This is a genomic window from Alphaproteobacteria bacterium (assembly GCA_025210155.1).
GTDB lineage: Bacteria > Pseudomonadota > Alphaproteobacteria > Rs-D84 > CASDRH01 > JAOASE01.
Map to the genome: position 1 here is coordinate 20,401 of JAOASE010000008.1, position 17,852 is coordinate 38,252.

Below are 17,852 nucleotides of genomic sequence, written 5' to 3' on the forward strand. Positions count from 1 at the left end.
AGTGAAGGACAGGCCCAAATAGAAAAAAGGGGAAAAAATATGAAAAAAAACTACTTACTTAAATATGCGAAATACTTAGGTTTTTCAGCAAGTCTTCTTTTAGCAGTATCTTGCCAAAAAGATGACCCTATCACTCCAGAAAAAAGTGAAAAATTTGATCTTACAGATAGTATGATTGAAACTAATACTGAGAATGTGGTAGATGATCAAGAAAAAATTTCAAACACAGAAAATGCTACATCTAAAAGCACTTCTCTTAAAAAATCTGATATAGGTACTTTATTAGAAGAAATTGAAAATAATATCGAGACATACAAATCAAATATTAAAATTATTAAAAGCTATATGAATAGTTTTTCTGATGCTGAAAAGAAAGAGCTTGAACCAAAGCTTGAAACTTTAGAAGACGAGCTAGAAGAATTAATCAGATTACATACTGAAGCGGTAGCTGAATATGAATTAGATAAAACTATCAATAAAATTAGTGAAGAAGCTAATGGTGTTGAGAGCAAATTCGCAGCTCTTTTAGAGCAAGATAAGAAGGTAAAAGATTTACTTGATGATTTAGAAGTAAACTCACCTACTCTATCTGATGAAAAATTCTCAGCAGATTCTCTTGTTATTACTGTAGAAAATGGAAAACTAGTAACTGGCTTAGAAGAAGCTGATGCTACATTAGAAGAAGTATTAGCTAAAGCTGAAAACTTAAAAGAAACCGTTGAAGATGAAAGACTTGACGGTGAATTAGCTAGATTAAATGGCTTAAAAGAAGATTCTAAAAGTTTAGAAGATGCCATTGATGAAAACAATTTAGATCTTGGTGCTATTTCTTTTGATAGAAATGAAACTAACTTAGTTAAAACTATTAATTCTTTAAAAGAAGCTAACGAAGCAGACATGAACTATTTAAATAGTGATGAAGCTGACCCAACTAAAATGACTGATGAAGAATTAACTGAACTATTAACTACTTATAATGAAAAGGTGAATGCTTCTCAAAAGAAAATTGATGATGCTCTTGCTCTTATAGTTTCTCTAAAAGAAGTTTTTGCTGATGATGAAGAAAAGTTAAATACTTTAGCTGAGCTTGAAAAAACTCTTGGTGAAGCTCAAACAAGTCTTGATGCTACTAAAGATAAATTAAATGAAATTAAAGAAGGTTTTGCTCAAAATGTTACTAAATTAGTTAATGATTTTGAAGCCGATGTAAATGCATTTGTATCGACTACTTCTAGTGAATTAAGCAATGAAGTTACAGATATTAATGAAAAGATTCAAGACATAAAAACTTCTATTGCTAGCGCTTCGACTGTTGAAGAGCTAAATCAAATAAATTTTGATGAACTTAAAGCTATGATTGAAGCTTTTGAGGCAAATAGATTAGAAGGCACTGCTGAATATGGTCAATTGGTAGACTCTTATAACAGTATATTTGCGATAATGCCAGAAGGAGATTCTAATGCTGACAAACTTAATAATGCAAATGAATTATTAAATAAGAATAATCCTAATGATCTATCTCCAGAAGATAATGTATCTAACTTAGAAATATTAAAAGAAGATAGAGTTAAAGAAATACAATATGAGTTAAATGCTGCTGAAGATGATAAAAAGGTTGCTGAAGCTCAAACTGAAATTGAAAACTTGAAAAAATTAATTGAAGATATTACTACTGAGGTTAATTCTGTTGATAATACAGTTACTCAAATTGAAAATTCAGTTAATTCTGGTACTGCTGTTACTCAAGCTGAGATAGATAATGCAAGAACTGCTGCTGAAGATATAAGTTTTGCAAATATAGATGCTAAAATTTCAGCTATTGAAGCTATTATAGCTCAAATTTCTAATGATGAAAAATCTGATGGTGCCACTGAAGAGTTGGAAACTGCTACTGAAGAAGCTGGTCTAATGGCTACAAGAACTAAAGCAAATGGATTAAAATCTAGAGTTAATTCTGCGGAAGAAAAGAATAATGAACTTGGAAATGGTAATGAAGGCTTTACTCTTGAAGATTTGAAATCTGCTGATTTTGATGGAACTTCTGTAACAATTACCGCAGATAATAATGTTTGCTCTATTTCTGGCAATGAATTTGCTATATTCATGGATAACTTGAGAAAAGTTACTTTTGAAAATCCTGCAAACTTACAAGTTTCATTAGAAATAAACGGAAGTACTTTAACTATATCTGATTTATCTGATTTATCTGATAGAAATATTAGAATTGATGAATTAAATAGCTCCACTCTTTCTAATTCTGGAACTTTAACTTTGACTCAACTTCTTAACCTATTTGACCTTGATAAAGAAAATGGGGGATATGTAGATAAATATGGAAGATGGATTGATGGTGAGAAATTACCTTATAACACAAGTAATAATTTTGAAAATCTAAGAATTGATTTTGAAGGATTATCTACCAAAGATAATGATACTAGATATAGAGTACCTAACATCCTTCACTTTATTGGAAAAACTGGAACTCCTAAAAATATTGAATTATCTCACTCTCCTTCTGTTGATTATGATAATTCATCGTCTCTTGAAGTTTCTTTGAAAGATATGTTTACATCTATCAATGATCCTTCTATAAACTATGAGACTCATGTTAGTGGAAGTTTGAGAGAAATGACTGATGATATGAATAGTGTTGATGCTTGGATACATATAGATAATATAACATTTGCAGATATTAGTGGAACTTTTTTTGGAGATGTTGTTGATAGCAATTTAGACTTATTACCTGGTGTAGAAGATATTCTTAAGAAAATGGCTGCTGATGGTAATGAACTTGGCGTTGTTGGTAGTGATTATAATGGAAGAGTTAAATCTGAGACATTTAATAAACTTGGTGAATTGGGAATAAGAAAAGGTGCTTTTGAAAATGGAACCATAGTTACTGGTAACGAACCGATTGTATTTGAAAAAAATACCCCTAATAAGGGTATCATCTCTCATGTTCATATGACGTTTAAAGAATATGGTGATGTATCTGGATCTATATTCTATAAAGGAGTTCAAGGTGCTTCTGCTGATTATATGGCCAATGTTTATGTAGGAGATAATTACTCTGCTGATATTAAAGGCGGTAAAATTGTTAAACTTTCTGATGCATCTACTAAAATTATAACAACAGGTAATGGTGAAAAAGTTAAAGTTGTTGATGATGAAGTTGTAAGAGATGTTTACAGAGATCCTTCTAATGGATATATACCTACTAAATTAGAGGATTGGGGTAAACTTCCTTTACCTAAATATTCAAATCCTAATGATCAAGCTTTTAATTACCTACCTAAAGAGTTTAACGTAGAAAGCGTTGATAGCTTTATGGCAAGTATTGAAAATGATATGGGTAACAGTAAAGCTGCACTTAGAAGCATCGATGAAGAATTTGAAAAGAACGAGTTCGAAAAAATGGCTGCTCTTACAAGAGAAAACCAAAGAACGAGAGCTTAATTGATGATTATCATAAAAAACTTAAAGCACCTACAAAATTATGTGGGTGCTTTTAAAAATTACTACTAGAAGTAGGTAAAGAGCAAAAAAAGTTTATTAAAAGTTGTTTTTTACTTGAAAAACGTTTTTAAATAATGTATGGTTGTATTATAAAAGATAATCAATTCATAAAAAAGGGGAAGTTTAAAATGTCTTTTAGTCATGAAGAAATTTGGGAAGCAATTTATAAGGTTGCTAAAGCTAATGGGTTGAGTGCATCTGGATTAGCTAAAAAAGCTGGATTAAATCCTACTACATTCAATAAAAGTAAGAGGTTTAATAAAGACGGTAGAGAAAGATGGCCTTCTATGGAAAGTATCAGTAAAGTTCTTAGCGTAACAAATACATCGATGGAAGACTTTTCTAAATTTTTCCACAGTAAATAGTTTTTCTTTTTATTAATATTTATTATTCTCGTTTTAAAACAACCCTTTGATTTTGGGTTGTTTTTTATTGACTACCCTTCTCTAAAAAGTTATAATTTAACTATGTTAGTTCTAATGAAACAAATTTCGAAAATTTCTAAAGTATCCCACTAAGGTGGGTTGCTATTATTGTTTCTTGTTTTTTACAAACTCTTATTATATAATTATCATGAATTTCTCAATTGGCGCCTTATGGATTGGATAGGCATGGGAAATCGTAGAGAAAGGAATTTATCAAATGTTAGATATTAAATTTATTTTAGAAAATAAAGATAAAGTTAAATGGGCGAGCGAAGTTAAATCTATACCTTGTGATGTAGATAGAATATGTGAGCTTTATGAAGAAATTAAAATATTAAAAGTTAAGCATGAAGAAGCTCTTGCGTTAAAAAATAAATTTTCTAAAGCAATTCCTACTGCTTCGCCAGAAGAAAGACCAGAAATGATTGCTAAATCTAAAGATGCTGGTGCTGAGGCTAAAGAACATGGAGAAAAGATTGAAGCTCTTCAACCTGAGTTTAATGATCTTATGCTTAGAGTACCACAAATTCCTTTAGAAACTTCTCCTATTGGTGGTGAAGAAGCTAATACTGTTATTAAAACCATTGGTGAGCCAACTAAATTTGATTTTGATGCTTTGGGTCATTATGAATTATTAGAAAAAAATGATTGGGCTGAATTTACAAGATTAACTAAAATTACTGGACCTAGAACTTATGCTACTAAAGGTGAATGTGCTAGACTTGAGTTAGCTATTCAAACTTTTGTTATAGATAAGTTGATTGAAAAAGGATTTAATTATATTACTGTTCCTGCTTTAGTTAAGCCTGAAGCTATTATGGATGCCGGTCATTTCCCTGGCTCTAGTACAGATGTTATGATTGATGATGTGTTCCAACTTGAAGGAACTGGAAAGTGTCTAGCTGGTACTGCTGAAATTATCTTGAATTCGCTTCATAAGGATGAGATTCTTAAGGAAGATGATTTGCCTATTATGTATGCTGGTTATTCTCCATGTTATAGAAAAGAAGCTGGAGCGGCTGGTAAAGATACTAGAGGTTTAATAAGAGTTCATCAATTCCATAAAGTTGAACAATTTATCATATGTAAAAACTCTGCTGAAGAAAGTGCTAAAATGCATGAATTATTAAGAAATACTCTTGAAGAAGTTATGCAAGATTTAGAGCTTCCATATCAAGTTCTTGAAACAGCTACTGGTGATATGGGTATCAATAAGATTCGTATGCAAGACGTAGAAGCTTGGATGCCTTCAGAAGGTAAATATAGAGAGCTAGGAAGTTGTTCTACTATTCATGATTACCAAGCAAGAAGAACTAATACTAGATATAGAGAAAATGGATCTAATGAAGTTAAGTTCTGTCATACATTAAATAATACTGGTATAGCTTTGCCTCGTGCTTTAGCTCCAGTTTTAGAAAATCATCAAACTGCTGATGGGAAGGTTAGAATTCCTGAAAAACTTAGACCTTATATGGGTGGAAAAGAATTTTTAGGATAATTTTACTTCGTATTTGAAATTAAAAGCCCCCGCGAAGGGGCTTTTCTTTTGGGCTAGGAGGGCATCAAAGACTTGGTCAGTTCTTTAATGCCAAAAATCTTTCCTCCTTAAATGGATTCTCAGGTTTTTCGTAGAGGTTTATTGCTAACATCTCTACATCTGAGTTTTTGTGTGGCTCCAATAATACCACATAACCATCTAAAACATAAGTCACATCGAGACTAATTTCTTCATTAGTATCTGTGCATTTTAGAATACATCTCTTATAAAAGATGCTTCCCTCAAATAGCCGCTCACATTCTATTAGGTTCATTTCGTTAAACTTCGTCTTCATTTCCTTCCAATTGCTTGGAGTCGCAGAGTATTCAAAGGAATTTTCAAGAACTGAAAAAATATCTTTTCCGTTTAATGTCGATTCCACTTTCCCTTTCTGGGCGGATGCCCAGGTAACTACGAATAGAAGCGCAGCCACTAAAATCAGACTTCTCATTTTGTATTGGTTTATAAATTGGTTATATAAAAATATTACAACTGTTTTGATTTAAATGTCAATAGAGAATGGTTTCTTAGACTTTTTTATTGACAAAAATAAAATTTTCAATTATTATTGTTTGTGTTAGTATTAATTTAAACCTAATTCTATGAAAAACAAAAATGAATTAACAGTTGAAACTGTAGTAGAAAAGAAAAAATATGGATTTTTGTTAAATCTATTAAATATTGCTTTTGGGGTAATTGTTCTTTACTTATTATTAGAGCACTACCAAGATAATATTGGTAGACTGGAGAAGCTTATTTGCATATTTGCAATTCTAGGATCCCCGCTCTATAATGCTATATTCCATATATTTAATGTGAAATACAGCTATTTTTCAATCGCAATTCAGATGATACTATCCTGTGTCATTTTAGGAAATTTATATTACTTTTAGAATTTAGCCTCCTTTGGGGGCTATTTTCGTATATATGGGAATATTTTATTCTTGACAAAAATATCTTTATTATTAATATCTCATCTGGAAAGTAAATTTGAACCTAAAGAATTTAAAAATGTTAGAAAGTAGAAAAATTGAAATTTTAGAGAGGCAACTATTATTGAAAAGAGATGAGCTCTCTGCCAATGATTTTGCATTTCTATTATCTGAAAGCATGAACAGAAAAGATATTTTATTTCCAACTGTAAGGAAATCTGTTTTTTCTCTTGGTGTAAGTCAAAAACCTATTGATCAAATCGAATTTGAGACTGTAGTTGATCTTTTTTCTAAAGAAAAGATCAGCCTAGAATGTGACGTAGAAAAAATAAGAAGTTTATCTAAGGAATTGTTTTATGAAGGTAAAATATTTTGCCCTATTAAAAATTCTACTAGAGAAGGAGCATATAATAATCTTAGTATTGAGAATGCTACCAAAATTTTAGTTTCTACGAGACTTGATCTGAGACTTATGAAGATAGAAGAGGAAGAAAGATTTTCTTTTATAAGTAGTGCTTATAAAAGAGCTAGAATTGAAACTAATCTTAGAAAGGAAATTGAAGAAGAACTTTCTAAAGACCAAATCTTAAAACAGGCAATTGAGATCATGGATAAAAAACATGGTGTCAGAAAATAAAAAAAATTCTTTATTAAAAACCCCCTTTAACGAGGGGGTTGTTTTTTTCGAAATTGGAAGTGAACTATGAGATTATAAATCTCCGTTTTTCTTTAGATCTTTCATCATAGACATCATACCTTCTAATCCACCCATGCTTTGCATTTGTTTCATCATGCCACGAGTTTTATCTAATTGCTTAAGAAGTTTGTCCACATCAGATACAGAAACCCCTGCTCCCTTTGCGATTCGTTTCTTTCTTGCCATTAGGATCAAATCAGGATTTTTTCTTTCTTTTGGTGTCATAGAAAGGATTATTGCCTCTTGTCTTTTGATAGCGTTATCATCTACGTTGGCATTGTTCATCATATCCTGTAGCTTACTTGCTCCTGGTATGAATTTCATTATCCCCTTAATGTTACCCATTTTTTTCATTTGGTTTATTTGAGAAAGCATATCAGTGAAGTCGAATTGACCTGAGAACATTCTGTCCATTAATCTTGTCGCATCTTTTTCATCTATTTTCTCTTGGGCTTTTTCAACTAGAGAAACTACGTCACCCATACCAAGGATACGAGATGCCATTCTGTCCGGATAGAAAGCTTCGAAGTCTTCTAGCTTTTCACCTACACCCATGAATTTTATTGGCGCACCTGTTTCGTGTCTCATAGATAGTGCAGCACCACCACGGGCATCACCATCGATTCTTGTCATAACTATTCCGCTTATGCCAACTTTATCGTTGAAGGCTTTTGCTATATTAACAGATTCTTGACCTATCATTGCGTCAACACATAAAAGTGCTTCATCTGGATTAGCCAATCTTTCTATTTCTATGATTTCTTTCATTAGGTCTTCGTCTAAGTGAGTTCTACCCGCTGTATCTATTATAAGAACGTCTACACCTGCGTTTTTAGCCTCTGACACACCTCTTTTAACGGTTGCTAGAGGTTGTTCATCTTTTATGATTGGAAGATGCTCACAACCTATTTTTTCAGCTAGGATTTGAAGTTGTTCTTTGGCGGCTGGTCTATAGATGTCTGTAGATAGTACCATAACTTTCTTTCCTTCTTTTTCTTGAAGGTGTTTTGCTAGTTTACCTGCTGATGTTGTTTTACCAGAACCTTGAAGACCTAGCATAAGGATTGTGTGAATACCGTGGGAGTTTTTTGTAGATCCTGAAATTGATAGACCTTCTGAAGTTTCACCTAGAAGTTTTGTAAGTTCATCATTTGTGATTTTAATAATTTGCTCTGCAGGAGAAACTGATTTTATGATTTTCTCCCCTACTGCTTTTTCTTTTATAGCTCCGATGAAATCCTTTATAACAGGAAGAGATACGTCGGCTTCTAGTAAAGCTATACGTATTTCACGGACAGCAGTGTTTACATCGTCCTCTGTTATGTGCTTTTTGAATGATAATTTATCAAAAGCGGAATTAATCTTTTTAGTCAAACCTTCAAACATTTTTTTACCTTCGTCTTTTGCACGAATTTAATTCGAAATTACGATTATTAATTCTCGGTCACGTATTACTTATACGCTCCCTACTAATTATAATCTATTTCAAATTCCTTCGCAAAAAATACTTGGTTAAAATGCAAAGGTTATTTATCGTGGATTATAAAATTTTCTTTTTTATTTTTTCGTATAATATATAGTTAAAATTTCTTTAATTTCCATAGAAAAAGTTATTATGGAAATTTTAAAACATGATAACAAGTCACCCCAACCTTTTCAAGCAGAAATCAATAGATTTAAATATATTTTATTTATTACGTTTTTTCTTGACAAAAGATTTTGAGATTGTTAATATTTGTCTATGAGATAACAACAAAAGGTGTTAGATATGAAAAAATTTATTAAAAATATAGTGAATTTTCTTAGATATAGGATTGTTCGCAAGGAAGATTTTGAAATGTTTTTTGCTAAAGTGAGAAACTTTTTTGCTAGTATTGAGCATTATCTAGAAACTCATTCTTTGTCTGAAATGCTTAAGATTTTCTTTAGATCTACTTTGTTTCAAGCTGGTTTGATAACAATTACTTTATTAGCAATGATAAAGCTATTTTCTTTTCAGTTTAATAGAATGAAGACTGTAGATAGAACTCAAGAAAATATTTTGACTAATGCGAACTTGAATTATTATGATTATGTTAGAGCTCCAAATGGCAAATATGTTTTACTTAAGAGAAAGCAAATTGTTGATGGAAAGAGCTATATACAAACTAAGGATGTTAACAAAATTTTCTTAGATATAATTAAAGAAGATTTAGGTATTGAAGAAGAACAAGAAGTTGTTGAGAACAAAACTGCAGAGCCTTGTGATTTAGGTCAATACAAAGTTAGAAGAAATATAGATAGAGAAGTTGAGATGGGTTATAAGTATGAAATAGATACTTTGAGTAAAAACAGATCTAAACCTAAAAAAATAAAAGTATCATACGTTGAAGATACCCCTGCTATTGAAGCACCTTATGGAAAATATGATCCTGATGCTGAGAACGTAGACTTTACTAGAGATGAATATAGACCTGAAGATCATTATAGAACTGTAGAGCTAGATTCTTATGGAAACACTTATGATGCTAAGTTTGAGAAGAAAGAAAAAGTTTATATTTCTACTGAAAATGTGAAGTACTTAGACGGTCACAAAGATATTAAATCTGATATTTATATTGAAAATGTTAGAAGATTTAAAACTCCTGAAGGGGTTAAAATCAGAGGAAATATTTATTTAAGGAATGTTTCTAAATTTGAAGTTGGTGATAGAAATAATATTGATGGAAATATTATTGTAGTGGAAAATTCTTCTATAGCTCCTATCGACACTGATAATACTAGATTTAATGGAAATATTGTAATTCAATAAATTGCGTTAAATTATATTAAGGACTTACAGAAATGTAGGTTCTTTTTTTATTATTTTTATTTTACAAAAACCTAAAATAATGTTATAATTTATAAAAAATTATGGTTAGGAAAAGATATGATAAATAAAAAAATTCTTATTGGTTTTTCTGCAATAGCTTCTTTAATTTTCGTTAATGACTTTTCAGAAGCTTCTGGACAAGCTCAAATGCAAATGATGATTAAAAGAGCTGGTAGCGCTTCTCAAAATAGAGGCCATTTCAGAGCTACTACAACATCGGCAGTAAACACAGTTGTTTCAAATAAAGTTGAAACATCTAGCTTTGGGCAATGTTTTAAGGCTTACAAAGGCTGTATGGATGGAAGAGCCGTTGCTACTTTAAGTAAATATCCTGATTTCTTAAATATATCTAGAGATATGGTTTTAAAATATTATAATGAAAATAACCCTCCTCAATTTAGATGTATATTTGATAAATCTGCAAAAGGTATTTATCTTAATAATTATTATAAAAATTCTTCTGCTAGTTTAGATAGGCCAACTGTGCCTAGAGATGGCGCTGTTAATTATTTTCAAAGTTTAATTGATCAAATGGAAGCGTTTAATAAAGGTAAATTAGCTGTAGAAAATCTTTCTAAAGAAATATTTAAAGACCTTAGATTAAAAGCACCTAAGAAAGGTGACGAATATGAGCTCAAAGGTTTGACTTTAAGAATTAGAGATTTGGATTCTGAGTTGGAATATGATATTTCTAGTAAGTTCTGTGCTAATCCTGAAAACCCATCTTCTAAGTTAAGATCTGAGTGTGAGGACCACCTTTACTCTATGCAAAAATTATATTTTGATGTTGAAGATAATGAAATGATGGTTAGTCAGTTAGCGGCTGAGGATGTTGGATTCATTTCTGTAAAACAATCTTGTAAGGATTTCTTAACTTACTCTAAAGGAAAAGCTATTACTTTAGAAAAAGATTATAAGAGATTACTTAAAGCTAATAAAGCTAGTATTAAGAAAAAGTTGGAAAGATATAACAACGAACTATAAATAAATTATCTAGAAACGAATAAGCTCCTCATTTAAGAGGAGCTTATTTTATGTTACCCTAAGGGGTCTGAATAGCTCTTTAGCGGCCCCTACAGTTTCTTCAAAGAATTTCCTATTCCTTGTGTATTGACCTTCTTTGTAATCCTCTATTCCTGAAAAAAACCTAGCAATCAAATTGCTATAGTCAAAATCTTTAAAGTCTTCCTCAAAAATTGATTTTAGCCCCTCTATTGAGGGTTTTAGTTTTTTTTCTTTACAGATAATGAAATAATAAAAAAAATGATTTGGATCAGATTCAAAAAGATTTTTCAGACTTGTTTCCAATTCTTCATCTAATTTTTTTATGATATTTCTAAATAGACAAGCTTGCGTTATAAAGAGAAGCTTTTCTTTGGTTAATGTATTGTTTTCCATAGGTTTAAATTTGAAAGTTGATGAATAAAAGCTACTCCTAAATATTTAAAGTGTCAAGGAGTTTAGATTAAAAAAATCCCACAATGTATATGGGATTTATTAACTTATTGAAAAAACTAATTTTATTTTTTCTTAGAAGATGCTTTTTTAGCAGTTTTCTTTGCTGTTGGTTTTACCTTAGCTTTTGTTTTAGATGCAGGTTTCTTCGCTGCAGACTTCTTTTTAGCTGGAGCTTTTTTCACTAGATTAACTTCTTCAGATAATTCTTCTAAAACTTTTTTAGAAATCTTTTTAAGAGTACCTAATACTTCAGCACCTCTTTCTGTAATGATATTGTTATATATTACTTTACCTTTAACTCTTGCACCGTTATAAACAAAAAGATTTTCTCTAACTGTTAAGTTTCCTTCGAAATTTCCGTATACGAATGCTTCATCACAAACTGCATCACCTTTGAAGCTTCCTTCTGGTGAAATGTCTAATATTTTTGCATCTTTTAATGTAGCTTCGAAAGTACCTTCTACTGTAAGAGTTTCACAAGTGTCTATACCACCGCTCATTTTGATACCTTGACCAATAATAACTTGTTTACCATCGCTTGATGAGCTTCCTGAGTGTCTACCTTTTGGTGTTGGTTGTGCTGCCATAGGAGTTGATGGAGACATTGATCCGCTTGCTTTAATTGCAGAATTTGAGGCTTTGTTTAGCCTATCTAGCATTAACTTGATATCTTTCTTACTACTCATGATGAATTCCTCTTTAATTATTTCCTTTTGAATTTATGTAATGATACAATATTTTTATAAATTCATCAAGATGTTTTTTTGTGATATTTTAGATACTTCCATATGTATAAATAAAGATCCTCAGAATAGTTTCCAAGGATCTATAATATTAGAATAATTTATATCTATTAAAATTCGTCTTTGATTGGACGAGAGAATAATTCATCCAACACTTTTTTATAATCTGCTTTTTCGAATATTACCTTATAAAGGCTTGAGCAGATTGGAGTTTCTAAATCATATTCTTTAGATATTTTTAGGATAGCTTTTAGAGTTTCTACGCCTTCTGCTGTTTTATCCATTTTAATTCCTTTTATGAAGTCTTCTCCGAATAATCTGTTGTTGCTGTATTTAGAGAATAATGTAGCTTCATAATCACCTAGATGAGATAAGCCGTATGCTGAATTACCATTACCACCGCATGCTTCTATTATTCTGCTAACTTCAGTAGAACCTCTAGTCATTAGAGCTCCTTTAAGCTCACTTAGATTTAAACCGTCTAGCATTCCAGCTGCTATACCTATGATGTTTTTAGTTGCAGCCCCTATTTCGTTACCAATAAGGTCTGTACCTTTATATATTCTTATTAGAGATGATGAGAAGTTTTCTACTATTTCATTTTTAACTACTTCATTATCTGAATCTATTACCATACATGTTGGAATTTTATTAGTTATACTTTGGGCATGTCCTGGACCTGTGAATATAGCTATATTAGGTTCGTTACCTAACTCTTCTCTTACTATTTCGGTAAGTCTTTTTCCTGTAGAGTTTTCAAGCCCCTTCATAGAAAGTATGAATGTTTTATTATTTAGAGATATGTCTAAGCCTCTGATATCTTTACAAAGACTTCTAAGTTTTTGACATGGGATAGATATTAATATCATATCATTTTTAAGTGCATCTGATAGAGATGTTGTAAATTCTACATCGTTTTGTAATGTCAGATATTCGTTTTTTCTTGTTTTGATAAGTTCTTGGAAACTACTGCTATTTTCTCTTCCCAAAAGTAAGGCTGAATTGCCAATAAAAGACTGGTACCATGCGTTTAGAGTTCCCCAACGCCCTGCTCCTAGTATACTTATATTCATCTTAACTCCTTTAGTTTCTGTCCTTGTATCTTAGCGTGTTGCTATAATTTTTGCAAGTGTAATTTAAATATAGGCTGTAATATGAATTTTTTCATTGACTAACAAGATTCAATCTGCAATAGTTTATTCTTATTACTAATTTAAACCTAGTTTTATATGAATGCAAATTCGAAAAATGCTAAAATTTTAATTATTGAAGATCCCGCTACCATTTTGAAAAATGGAGAGTTTAAACTTTTTTTAGAAAACGGAGACGTTAAACCTTGTGAAGCCTCTTGTAGAAGAGAATGTACGGCTTCGGATGAAATTGTTTTTAAATGTTTTAAAAGAGCGTGTAAAAATGATAATACCGAACTTGTTCAGGACATCCTTACAAGACTTTTGAGAAATCGTGAGTTCAAACATTTATTCATTGTTAAGCTTATTAATTATCAAAGGAAATATCTCTGCAAAGAGAGCTCTAAAAAAGTTGATGAACTGCTGAAATATGCATACAATCAATATGCATTGGATACTATTTATCAAGAAGAAAATCTTGAAGAAGATATGGATCCTGAAGAAGTTCTAGCTAAATACTTTGGCGATGATGAATTTCTGGTTGGCGGAAGAAATAATATTTTTTCTGAGGTGCGTGCTGGAATAAATCCATTCAATACCGTTGAATTAAGTAATTAAAATACAGGTGCTGTTTCTCTTTGAAATAGCACCTTTTTTAATTGACAATACTGTTCCAGTATTTTAATATTTCGACATGTTTTAGAAATTTAAACCGTCACAATATGAAAAAAATAATTTGTTTTTTGATTTCATTTTTATCAATTTCGATTTCTGTTTTGGCAGATTTGAATAAAGAAAAAAATGAAGAACGTGTCATTATGACAGGAAAAGAATTAGATGATTTTTCCTTGAAGATATTCCAAATAGTAAGGTCGCTTAGCGATAAAGAAAAAAGTGTTGATTACTTTGAATCCAACTTCAGCAATTCAATTAGGCAATTTTCTTTAAATTCTAAATGGGAGTTAACCTGGGAAGAATTCAGAGACGATTTCGCCGTTATTATCTTTTTAAATAAGGATGCTAAAATAGAATATGATCCTCTTAAGGACATGGAAAATGCGCCCAAGTCATTGAGAATTTCTGCAGAATGGCAGGACCATGAAAATTCTTGGAGAATTTATATGGGGCCGACAGATGCCTTTTCTCTACTATTAGACACAGCTTCTGGAACTACCCCGGAAGATTTATTTAAAATTTTTAATAAGAGAAGTACTGGAGCTAAATTTGTAAAGAAACTTCAAAAGAAAGTATCTTCACTGTAATTGAATTCTACTTAATAGTAAGAATAATTCCCAATAAAGGACCTTGTGATTTTCAAGGTTCTTTTTTTTTGTTGAATAAACTTTTTATATCTGCAATAGTATTTAGAGAAACTAATAAATATGAACTATGGCAAAAAAAGAAACTTCCATATTAGAAAAACGATTTAAATTTGTTCTTGATGACTTTAAATTGGCCCTTAGAAGAGAGGATAAAAAAACTGTCGTCGAGATATTTGAAACTATTTTCAAAAGAGATATTGAAAGCGATAGCTGTGCTGAGGAGGTTTGGGAATTATTAAAATGTATGGAAGAACATTTTAAAGAAACTCCAAATAAAATCAGATTCTTTGAAAGCAATGCTATAAGTTTTTGTTGGTGGATTAGCAAACATAAAGCTGATTATCTAAAGGAACAAACCAATAAATTTTGGAAATACCTTTAATCTTTTTAAGATGTGTTTTTTCTTCGGAAATTGCACATCTTTTTTTATAGGAAATTTCTCACTTTTTTACTTGTCTTTAGCTCAAATAGTACTATATTATATGTTATAAAAATTATTTTGAGAAAGGATGGAAAAGTGATTAATAAAATTGCGAAGAAATTATTTGGGACTGAGAACGAGAGAGATTTAAAAAAGTATCAAAAATTTGTTGATGAAATTAATTCTAAGAAAGAGTTTTTTAATAAACTTTCTGATGATGAGCTTAAGGCTTATACACCTAAACTTCAAAAAATGTTGAAAGATGGATCTTCGCTGAATGATATCATGTGTGATGCGTTTGCTGTTGCTCGTGAAGCATCTACTCGTGTGCTGGGTATGACTCCGTTTGATGTTCAAGTTATGGGTGCTATTGTTCTTCACAAAGGTAAAATCACTGAAATGAGAACTGGTGAGGGTAAGACATTGGTTGCTACTATGGCTGTTTATCTTAATGCATTAGAAGGTAAAGGTGTGCATGTTGTTACTGTGAATGATTACTTGGCTAAGAGAGACGCTGAATGGATGGGTAAACTTTATGAATGGTTAGGTCTATCTTGGGCTTATTTGACTAATGAAGTTTCTGATGAAGATAGAAAAGCTGCTTACCAAGCTGACATCCTTTATGCTACGAATAATGAATTGGGTTTCGACTACCTAAGAGATAATATGAAATTCACTCAAGAGAGTATGGTTCAAAGAGAATTTAATTTCGCGATTGTCGACGAAGTTGATTCTATTTTGATTGACGAAGCTAGAACTCCTTTGATTATTTCTGGTCCTACGGAAGATACTTCTGAAATGTATCAAAAAATTAATTCTGTTATTGGGCAAGTTAAACCTGCTCATTATAAAATGGATGAGAAACATAAAAATGTTATTCTTAATGAAGAAGGTATGGAATTCATGGAGAAGTTACTTCATGAAAACGGCATAACTTCTGTTAAAAATCTTTATGATATTCAAAACGCTGCGATAGTTCATTACATGGATAAATCTTTGACTGCTAATCTTATGTTTAAGAGAGACGTAGATTATCTTGTAAATAATGGTGAAGTTATGATTATTGATGAGTTCACTGGTAGAGCTATGGAAGGTAGACGTTATTCAAATGGTTTACACCAAGCTATTGAGGCTAAAGAAGGTGTGACTATTCAAAATGAAAATCAAACTTTGGCTAGTATTACTTATCAAAACTTATTCAGACTTTATCCAAAGCTAGCTGGTATGACTGGTACTGCTGCAACTGAAGCTGCTGAATTTGAAGAAATTTATAGCTTGAAGGTTCTTGAAATTCCTACGAACTTACCAGTTCAAAGAGTTGATCATGATGATGAAATTTATGTAAATGTTAAAGACAAGTTTAAAGCTGTTGCTGAGCTTATTAAAGACTGTCAAAGACGTGGACAACCGGTTCTTGCTGGTACTATCTCTATTGAGAAGTCTGAACTATTAGCCGATATACTTAAAAATGAACATGGTATTGATGCGGCTGTATTGAATGCTAAGCAACACGAAAGAGAAGCTTATATAGTTGCTCAAGCAGGTGTTCCTGGTTCTGTTACTATTGCGACTAATATGGCTGGTAGAGGTACAGATATTAAGCTTGGTGGTAATATTGACATGATCATGAGAGATGAGATGGAAAAGCTTGGTAAAGATGAGCTTACTGGTGAAGAAGTTGCTGCTATCGAAGCTAGAGTTGCTGAACAAAAAGATGCTGCTTTAAAAGCTGGTGGCCTTTATGTGATTGGTACAGAAAGACATGAATCTCGTAGAATTGATAATCAGTTAAGAGGTAGATCTGGAAGACAAGGTGATCCTGGAGATTCTAAATTCTTCTTGTGTCTTGAAGATGATTTGATGAGAATTTTTGGTGGAGATAGATTGAAAAATATGCTTTCTACTTTCGGATTTAAAGAAGGTGAAATGATTAAACATAAATGGATTTCTAAGGCTCTTGAGAGATCTCAAAGAAAAGTTGAAGAACATCACTTTGATACTAGAAAAGAAATTCTTAAGTATGATGATGTTATGAATGAACAAAGAAAAGTTGTTTATGCTCAAAGAAAAGATATTATGAAGACAGATGATAACTCTGCTCTAGCCGCTGAAATGGCTGCTAATATTGTAGAAAAAATCTGTGAGCAAAATATTCCTTTCAAAGCTGAGGCGTCTCAATGGAATTATGAAAATATAGATGCTAATTATTTTGAAAGATTTGGTATTAGAATTGATTCTAAATCTCTTAGAACTATTGGTGAGAAAGAATTCTTTGATGATTTATATGATATTTATCAAAAGCATATGGCTGAGAAAGAAGCTAATTATGGTGCTGGTTTGATTAGATATGCTGAAAAAGTTATTCTATTGCAAGAACTTGATACTGAGTGGAAGGATCACCTTCTTAACTTGGATCACTTGAGAAGTGGTATTAACTTGAGAAGTTATGGTCAAAAGAAACCTATTGATGAATATAAGAAAGAAGCTTTTGTTATGTTTAAGGATTGCTTAGAAAAGTTTGAAGCTAGAAGTATTGAAATACTTTCTAAGAGTGAATTTAAACGTAATGAGATTTCTGATATAGAAGAAGAAAATGCTGCTAGTGCTGTTGCGGATGAGCATCCTACTGATGGTCAAGGATCTGTGGATGAAGCTCCTGTAGCTGGCAGTCCTGTAAATGCTAGTGCTACGCCCTCTTCTACTGATATGAAGAATGTTGGTAGAAATGAACCATGTCCTTGTGGAAGTGGTAAAAAGTTTAAGCACTGTCATGGAAAGATCTAATTAGATTTTTTGATGAATAAATTTAAAACTCCCTAC

At 31.4% G+C, this 17,852-nt stretch carries 15 protein-coding genes; 10 read left to right on the forward strand and 5 right to left on the reverse strand.

Annotated features, from left to right (window positions below; genetic code table 11):
• Positions 1–39: 39 nt before the first annotated feature.
• The 3 genes from N4A44_03255 (at position 40) to serS (ending at position 5,439) form a co-directional block, all read left to right on the forward strand.
• Complete coding sequence (locus tag N4A44_03255; protein ID MCT4552660.1) at positions 40–3,456, forward strand: hypothetical protein; 3,417 nt, start codon at positions 40–42, stop codon at positions 3,454–3,456.
• A 188-nt stretch (positions 3,457–3,644) separates the two neighbouring features.
• On the forward strand, positions 3,645–3,881 hold the full coding sequence (locus N4A44_03260; protein ID MCT4552661.1) for a helix-turn-helix domain-containing protein: 237 nt from the start codon (positions 3,645–3,647) through the stop codon (positions 3,879–3,881).
• A 277-nt stretch (positions 3,882–4,158) separates the two neighbouring features.
• The gene (gene serS, locus N4A44_03265) at positions 4,159–5,439 is read left to right on the forward strand and encodes a serine--tRNA ligase (GenBank protein MCT4552662.1); all 1,281 of its coding nucleotides are present in this window, start codon (positions 4,159–4,161) and stop codon (positions 5,437–5,439) included.
• 76 nt (positions 5,440–5,515) lie between these two features.
• Here the strand turns inward: serS and N4A44_03270 are convergent, their stop codons facing one another.
• Complete coding sequence (locus tag N4A44_03270) at positions 5,516–5,860, reverse strand: hypothetical protein (protein ID MCT4552663.1); 345 nt, start codon at positions 5,858–5,860, stop codon at positions 5,516–5,518.
• 629 nt (positions 5,861–6,489) lie between these two features.
• Here N4A44_03270 and N4A44_03275 point away from each other — a divergent pair.
• Positions 6,490–7,047, forward strand: coding sequence for a hypothetical protein (locus tag N4A44_03275; GenBank protein MCT4552664.1), 558 nt, complete (start codon positions 6,490–6,492; stop codon positions 7,045–7,047).
• Between the two features lie 72 nt (positions 7,048–7,119).
• Here N4A44_03275 and ffh read toward each other — a convergent pair whose 3' ends face one another.
• Positions 7,120–8,493: a signal recognition particle protein gene (gene ffh / locus N4A44_03280; protein MCT4552665.1), complete on the reverse strand. Its 1,374-nt coding sequence runs from the start codon at positions 8,491–8,493 to the stop codon at positions 7,120–7,122.
• Positions 8,494–8,875: 382 nt separating this feature from the next.
• Between ffh and N4A44_03285 the strand changes: the two genes are divergently transcribed.
• A complete protein-coding gene (locus N4A44_03285; protein ID MCT4552666.1) occupies positions 8,876–9,898 on the forward strand; it encodes a hypothetical protein in 1,023 nt (340 codons plus the stop codon).
• A 117-nt stretch (positions 9,899–10,015) separates the two neighbouring features.
• Entirely contained in the window at positions 10,016–10,942 is a 927-nt protein-coding gene (locus N4A44_03290; GenBank protein MCT4552667.1) for a hypothetical protein, read from the forward strand.
• 48 nt (positions 10,943–10,990) lie between these two features.
• On the opposite strand, the gene N4A44_03295 is transcribed toward N4A44_03290, so the two are convergent.
• The 3 genes from N4A44_03295 to N4A44_03305 all read right to left on the reverse strand — a co-directional run bounded on the left by N4A44_03295 (position 10,991) and on the right by N4A44_03305 (position 13,232).
• Positions 10,991–11,356, reverse strand: a complete 366-nt coding sequence (locus tag N4A44_03295; protein ID MCT4552668.1) for a hypothetical protein — start codon at positions 11,354–11,356, stop codon at positions 10,991–10,993.
• A 122-nt stretch (positions 11,357–11,478) separates the two neighbouring features.
• Positions 11,479–12,102: a polymer-forming cytoskeletal protein gene (locus N4A44_03300; protein ID MCT4552669.1), complete on the reverse strand. Its 624-nt coding sequence runs from the start codon at positions 12,100–12,102 to the stop codon at positions 11,479–11,481.
• 167 nt (positions 12,103–12,269) lie between these two features.
• On the reverse strand, positions 12,270–13,232 hold the full coding sequence (locus N4A44_03305; protein MCT4552670.1) for an NAD(P)H-dependent glycerol-3-phosphate dehydrogenase: 963 nt from the start codon (positions 13,230–13,232) through the stop codon (positions 12,270–12,272).
• 156 nt (positions 13,233–13,388) lie between these two features.
• Between N4A44_03305 and N4A44_03310 the strand changes: the two genes are divergently transcribed.
• The 4 genes from N4A44_03310 (at position 13,389) to secA (ending at position 17,816) form a co-directional block, all read left to right on the forward strand.
• Positions 13,389–13,907, forward strand: coding sequence for a hypothetical protein (locus tag N4A44_03310; GenBank protein ID MCT4552671.1), 519 nt, complete (start codon positions 13,389–13,391; stop codon positions 13,905–13,907).
• 200 nt (positions 13,908–14,107) lie between these two features.
• The gene (locus N4A44_03315; protein ID MCT4552672.1) at positions 14,108–14,551 is read left to right on the forward strand and encodes a hypothetical protein; all 444 of its coding nucleotides are present in this window, start codon (positions 14,108–14,110) and stop codon (positions 14,549–14,551) included.
• A 127-nt stretch (positions 14,552–14,678) separates the two neighbouring features.
• Positions 14,679–14,993: a hypothetical protein gene (locus N4A44_03320; GenBank protein MCT4552673.1), complete on the forward strand. Its 315-nt coding sequence runs from the start codon at positions 14,679–14,681 to the stop codon at positions 14,991–14,993.
• Between the two features lie 135 nt (positions 14,994–15,128).
• Positions 15,129–17,816, forward strand: coding sequence for a preprotein translocase subunit SecA (gene secA / locus N4A44_03325; protein ID MCT4552674.1), 2,688 nt, complete (start codon positions 15,129–15,131; stop codon positions 17,814–17,816).
• Positions 17,817–17,852 lie beyond the last annotated feature (36 nt).

What these genes read in the sequence shown, in the direction of transcription:
- N4A44_03255 (MCT4552660.1), top strand. Translation starts at nt 40, where the DNA reads ATGAAAAAAAACTACTTACTTAAATATGCGAAATACTTAGGTTTTTCA.
- N4A44_03260 (MCT4552661.1), top strand. Translation starts at nt 3,645, where the DNA reads ATGTCTTTTAGTCATGAAGAAATTTGGGAAGCAATTTATAAGGTTGCT.
- serS (MCT4552662.1), top strand. Translation starts at nt 4,159, where the DNA reads ATGTTAGATATTAAATTTATTTTAGAAAATAAAGATAAAGTTAAATGG.
- N4A44_03275 (MCT4552664.1), top strand. Translation starts at nt 6,490, where the DNA reads ATGTTAGAAAGTAGAAAAATTGAAATTTTAGAGAGGCAACTATTATTG.
- ffh (MCT4552665.1), bottom strand. Translation starts at nt 8,493, where the DNA reads ATGTTTGAAGGTTTGACTAAAAAGATTAATTCCGCTTTTGATAAATTA.
- N4A44_03285 (MCT4552666.1), top strand. Translation starts at nt 8,876, where the DNA reads ATGAAAAAATTTATTAAAAATATAGTGAATTTTCTTAGATATAGGATT.
- N4A44_03290 (MCT4552667.1), top strand. Translation starts at nt 10,016, where the DNA reads ATGATAAATAAAAAAATTCTTATTGGTTTTTCTGCAATAGCTTCTTTA.
- N4A44_03295 (MCT4552668.1), bottom strand. Translation starts at nt 11,356, where the DNA reads ATGGAAAACAATACATTAACCAAAGAAAAGCTTCTCTTTATAACGCAA.
- N4A44_03300 (MCT4552669.1), bottom strand. Translation starts at nt 12,102, where the DNA reads ATGAGTAGTAAGAAAGATATCAAGTTAATGCTAGATAGGCTAAACAAA.
- N4A44_03305 (MCT4552670.1), bottom strand. Translation starts at nt 13,232, where the DNA reads ATGAATATAAGTATACTAGGAGCAGGGCGTTGGGGAACTCTAAACGCA.
- N4A44_03310 (MCT4552671.1), top strand. Translation starts at nt 13,389, where the DNA reads ATGAATGCAAATTCGAAAAATGCTAAAATTTTAATTATTGAAGATCCC.
- N4A44_03315 (MCT4552672.1), top strand. Translation starts at nt 14,108, where the DNA reads ATGACAGGAAAAGAATTAGATGATTTTTCCTTGAAGATATTCCAAATA.
- N4A44_03320 (MCT4552673.1), top strand. Translation starts at nt 14,679, where the DNA reads ATGGCAAAAAAAGAAACTTCCATATTAGAAAAACGATTTAAATTTGTT.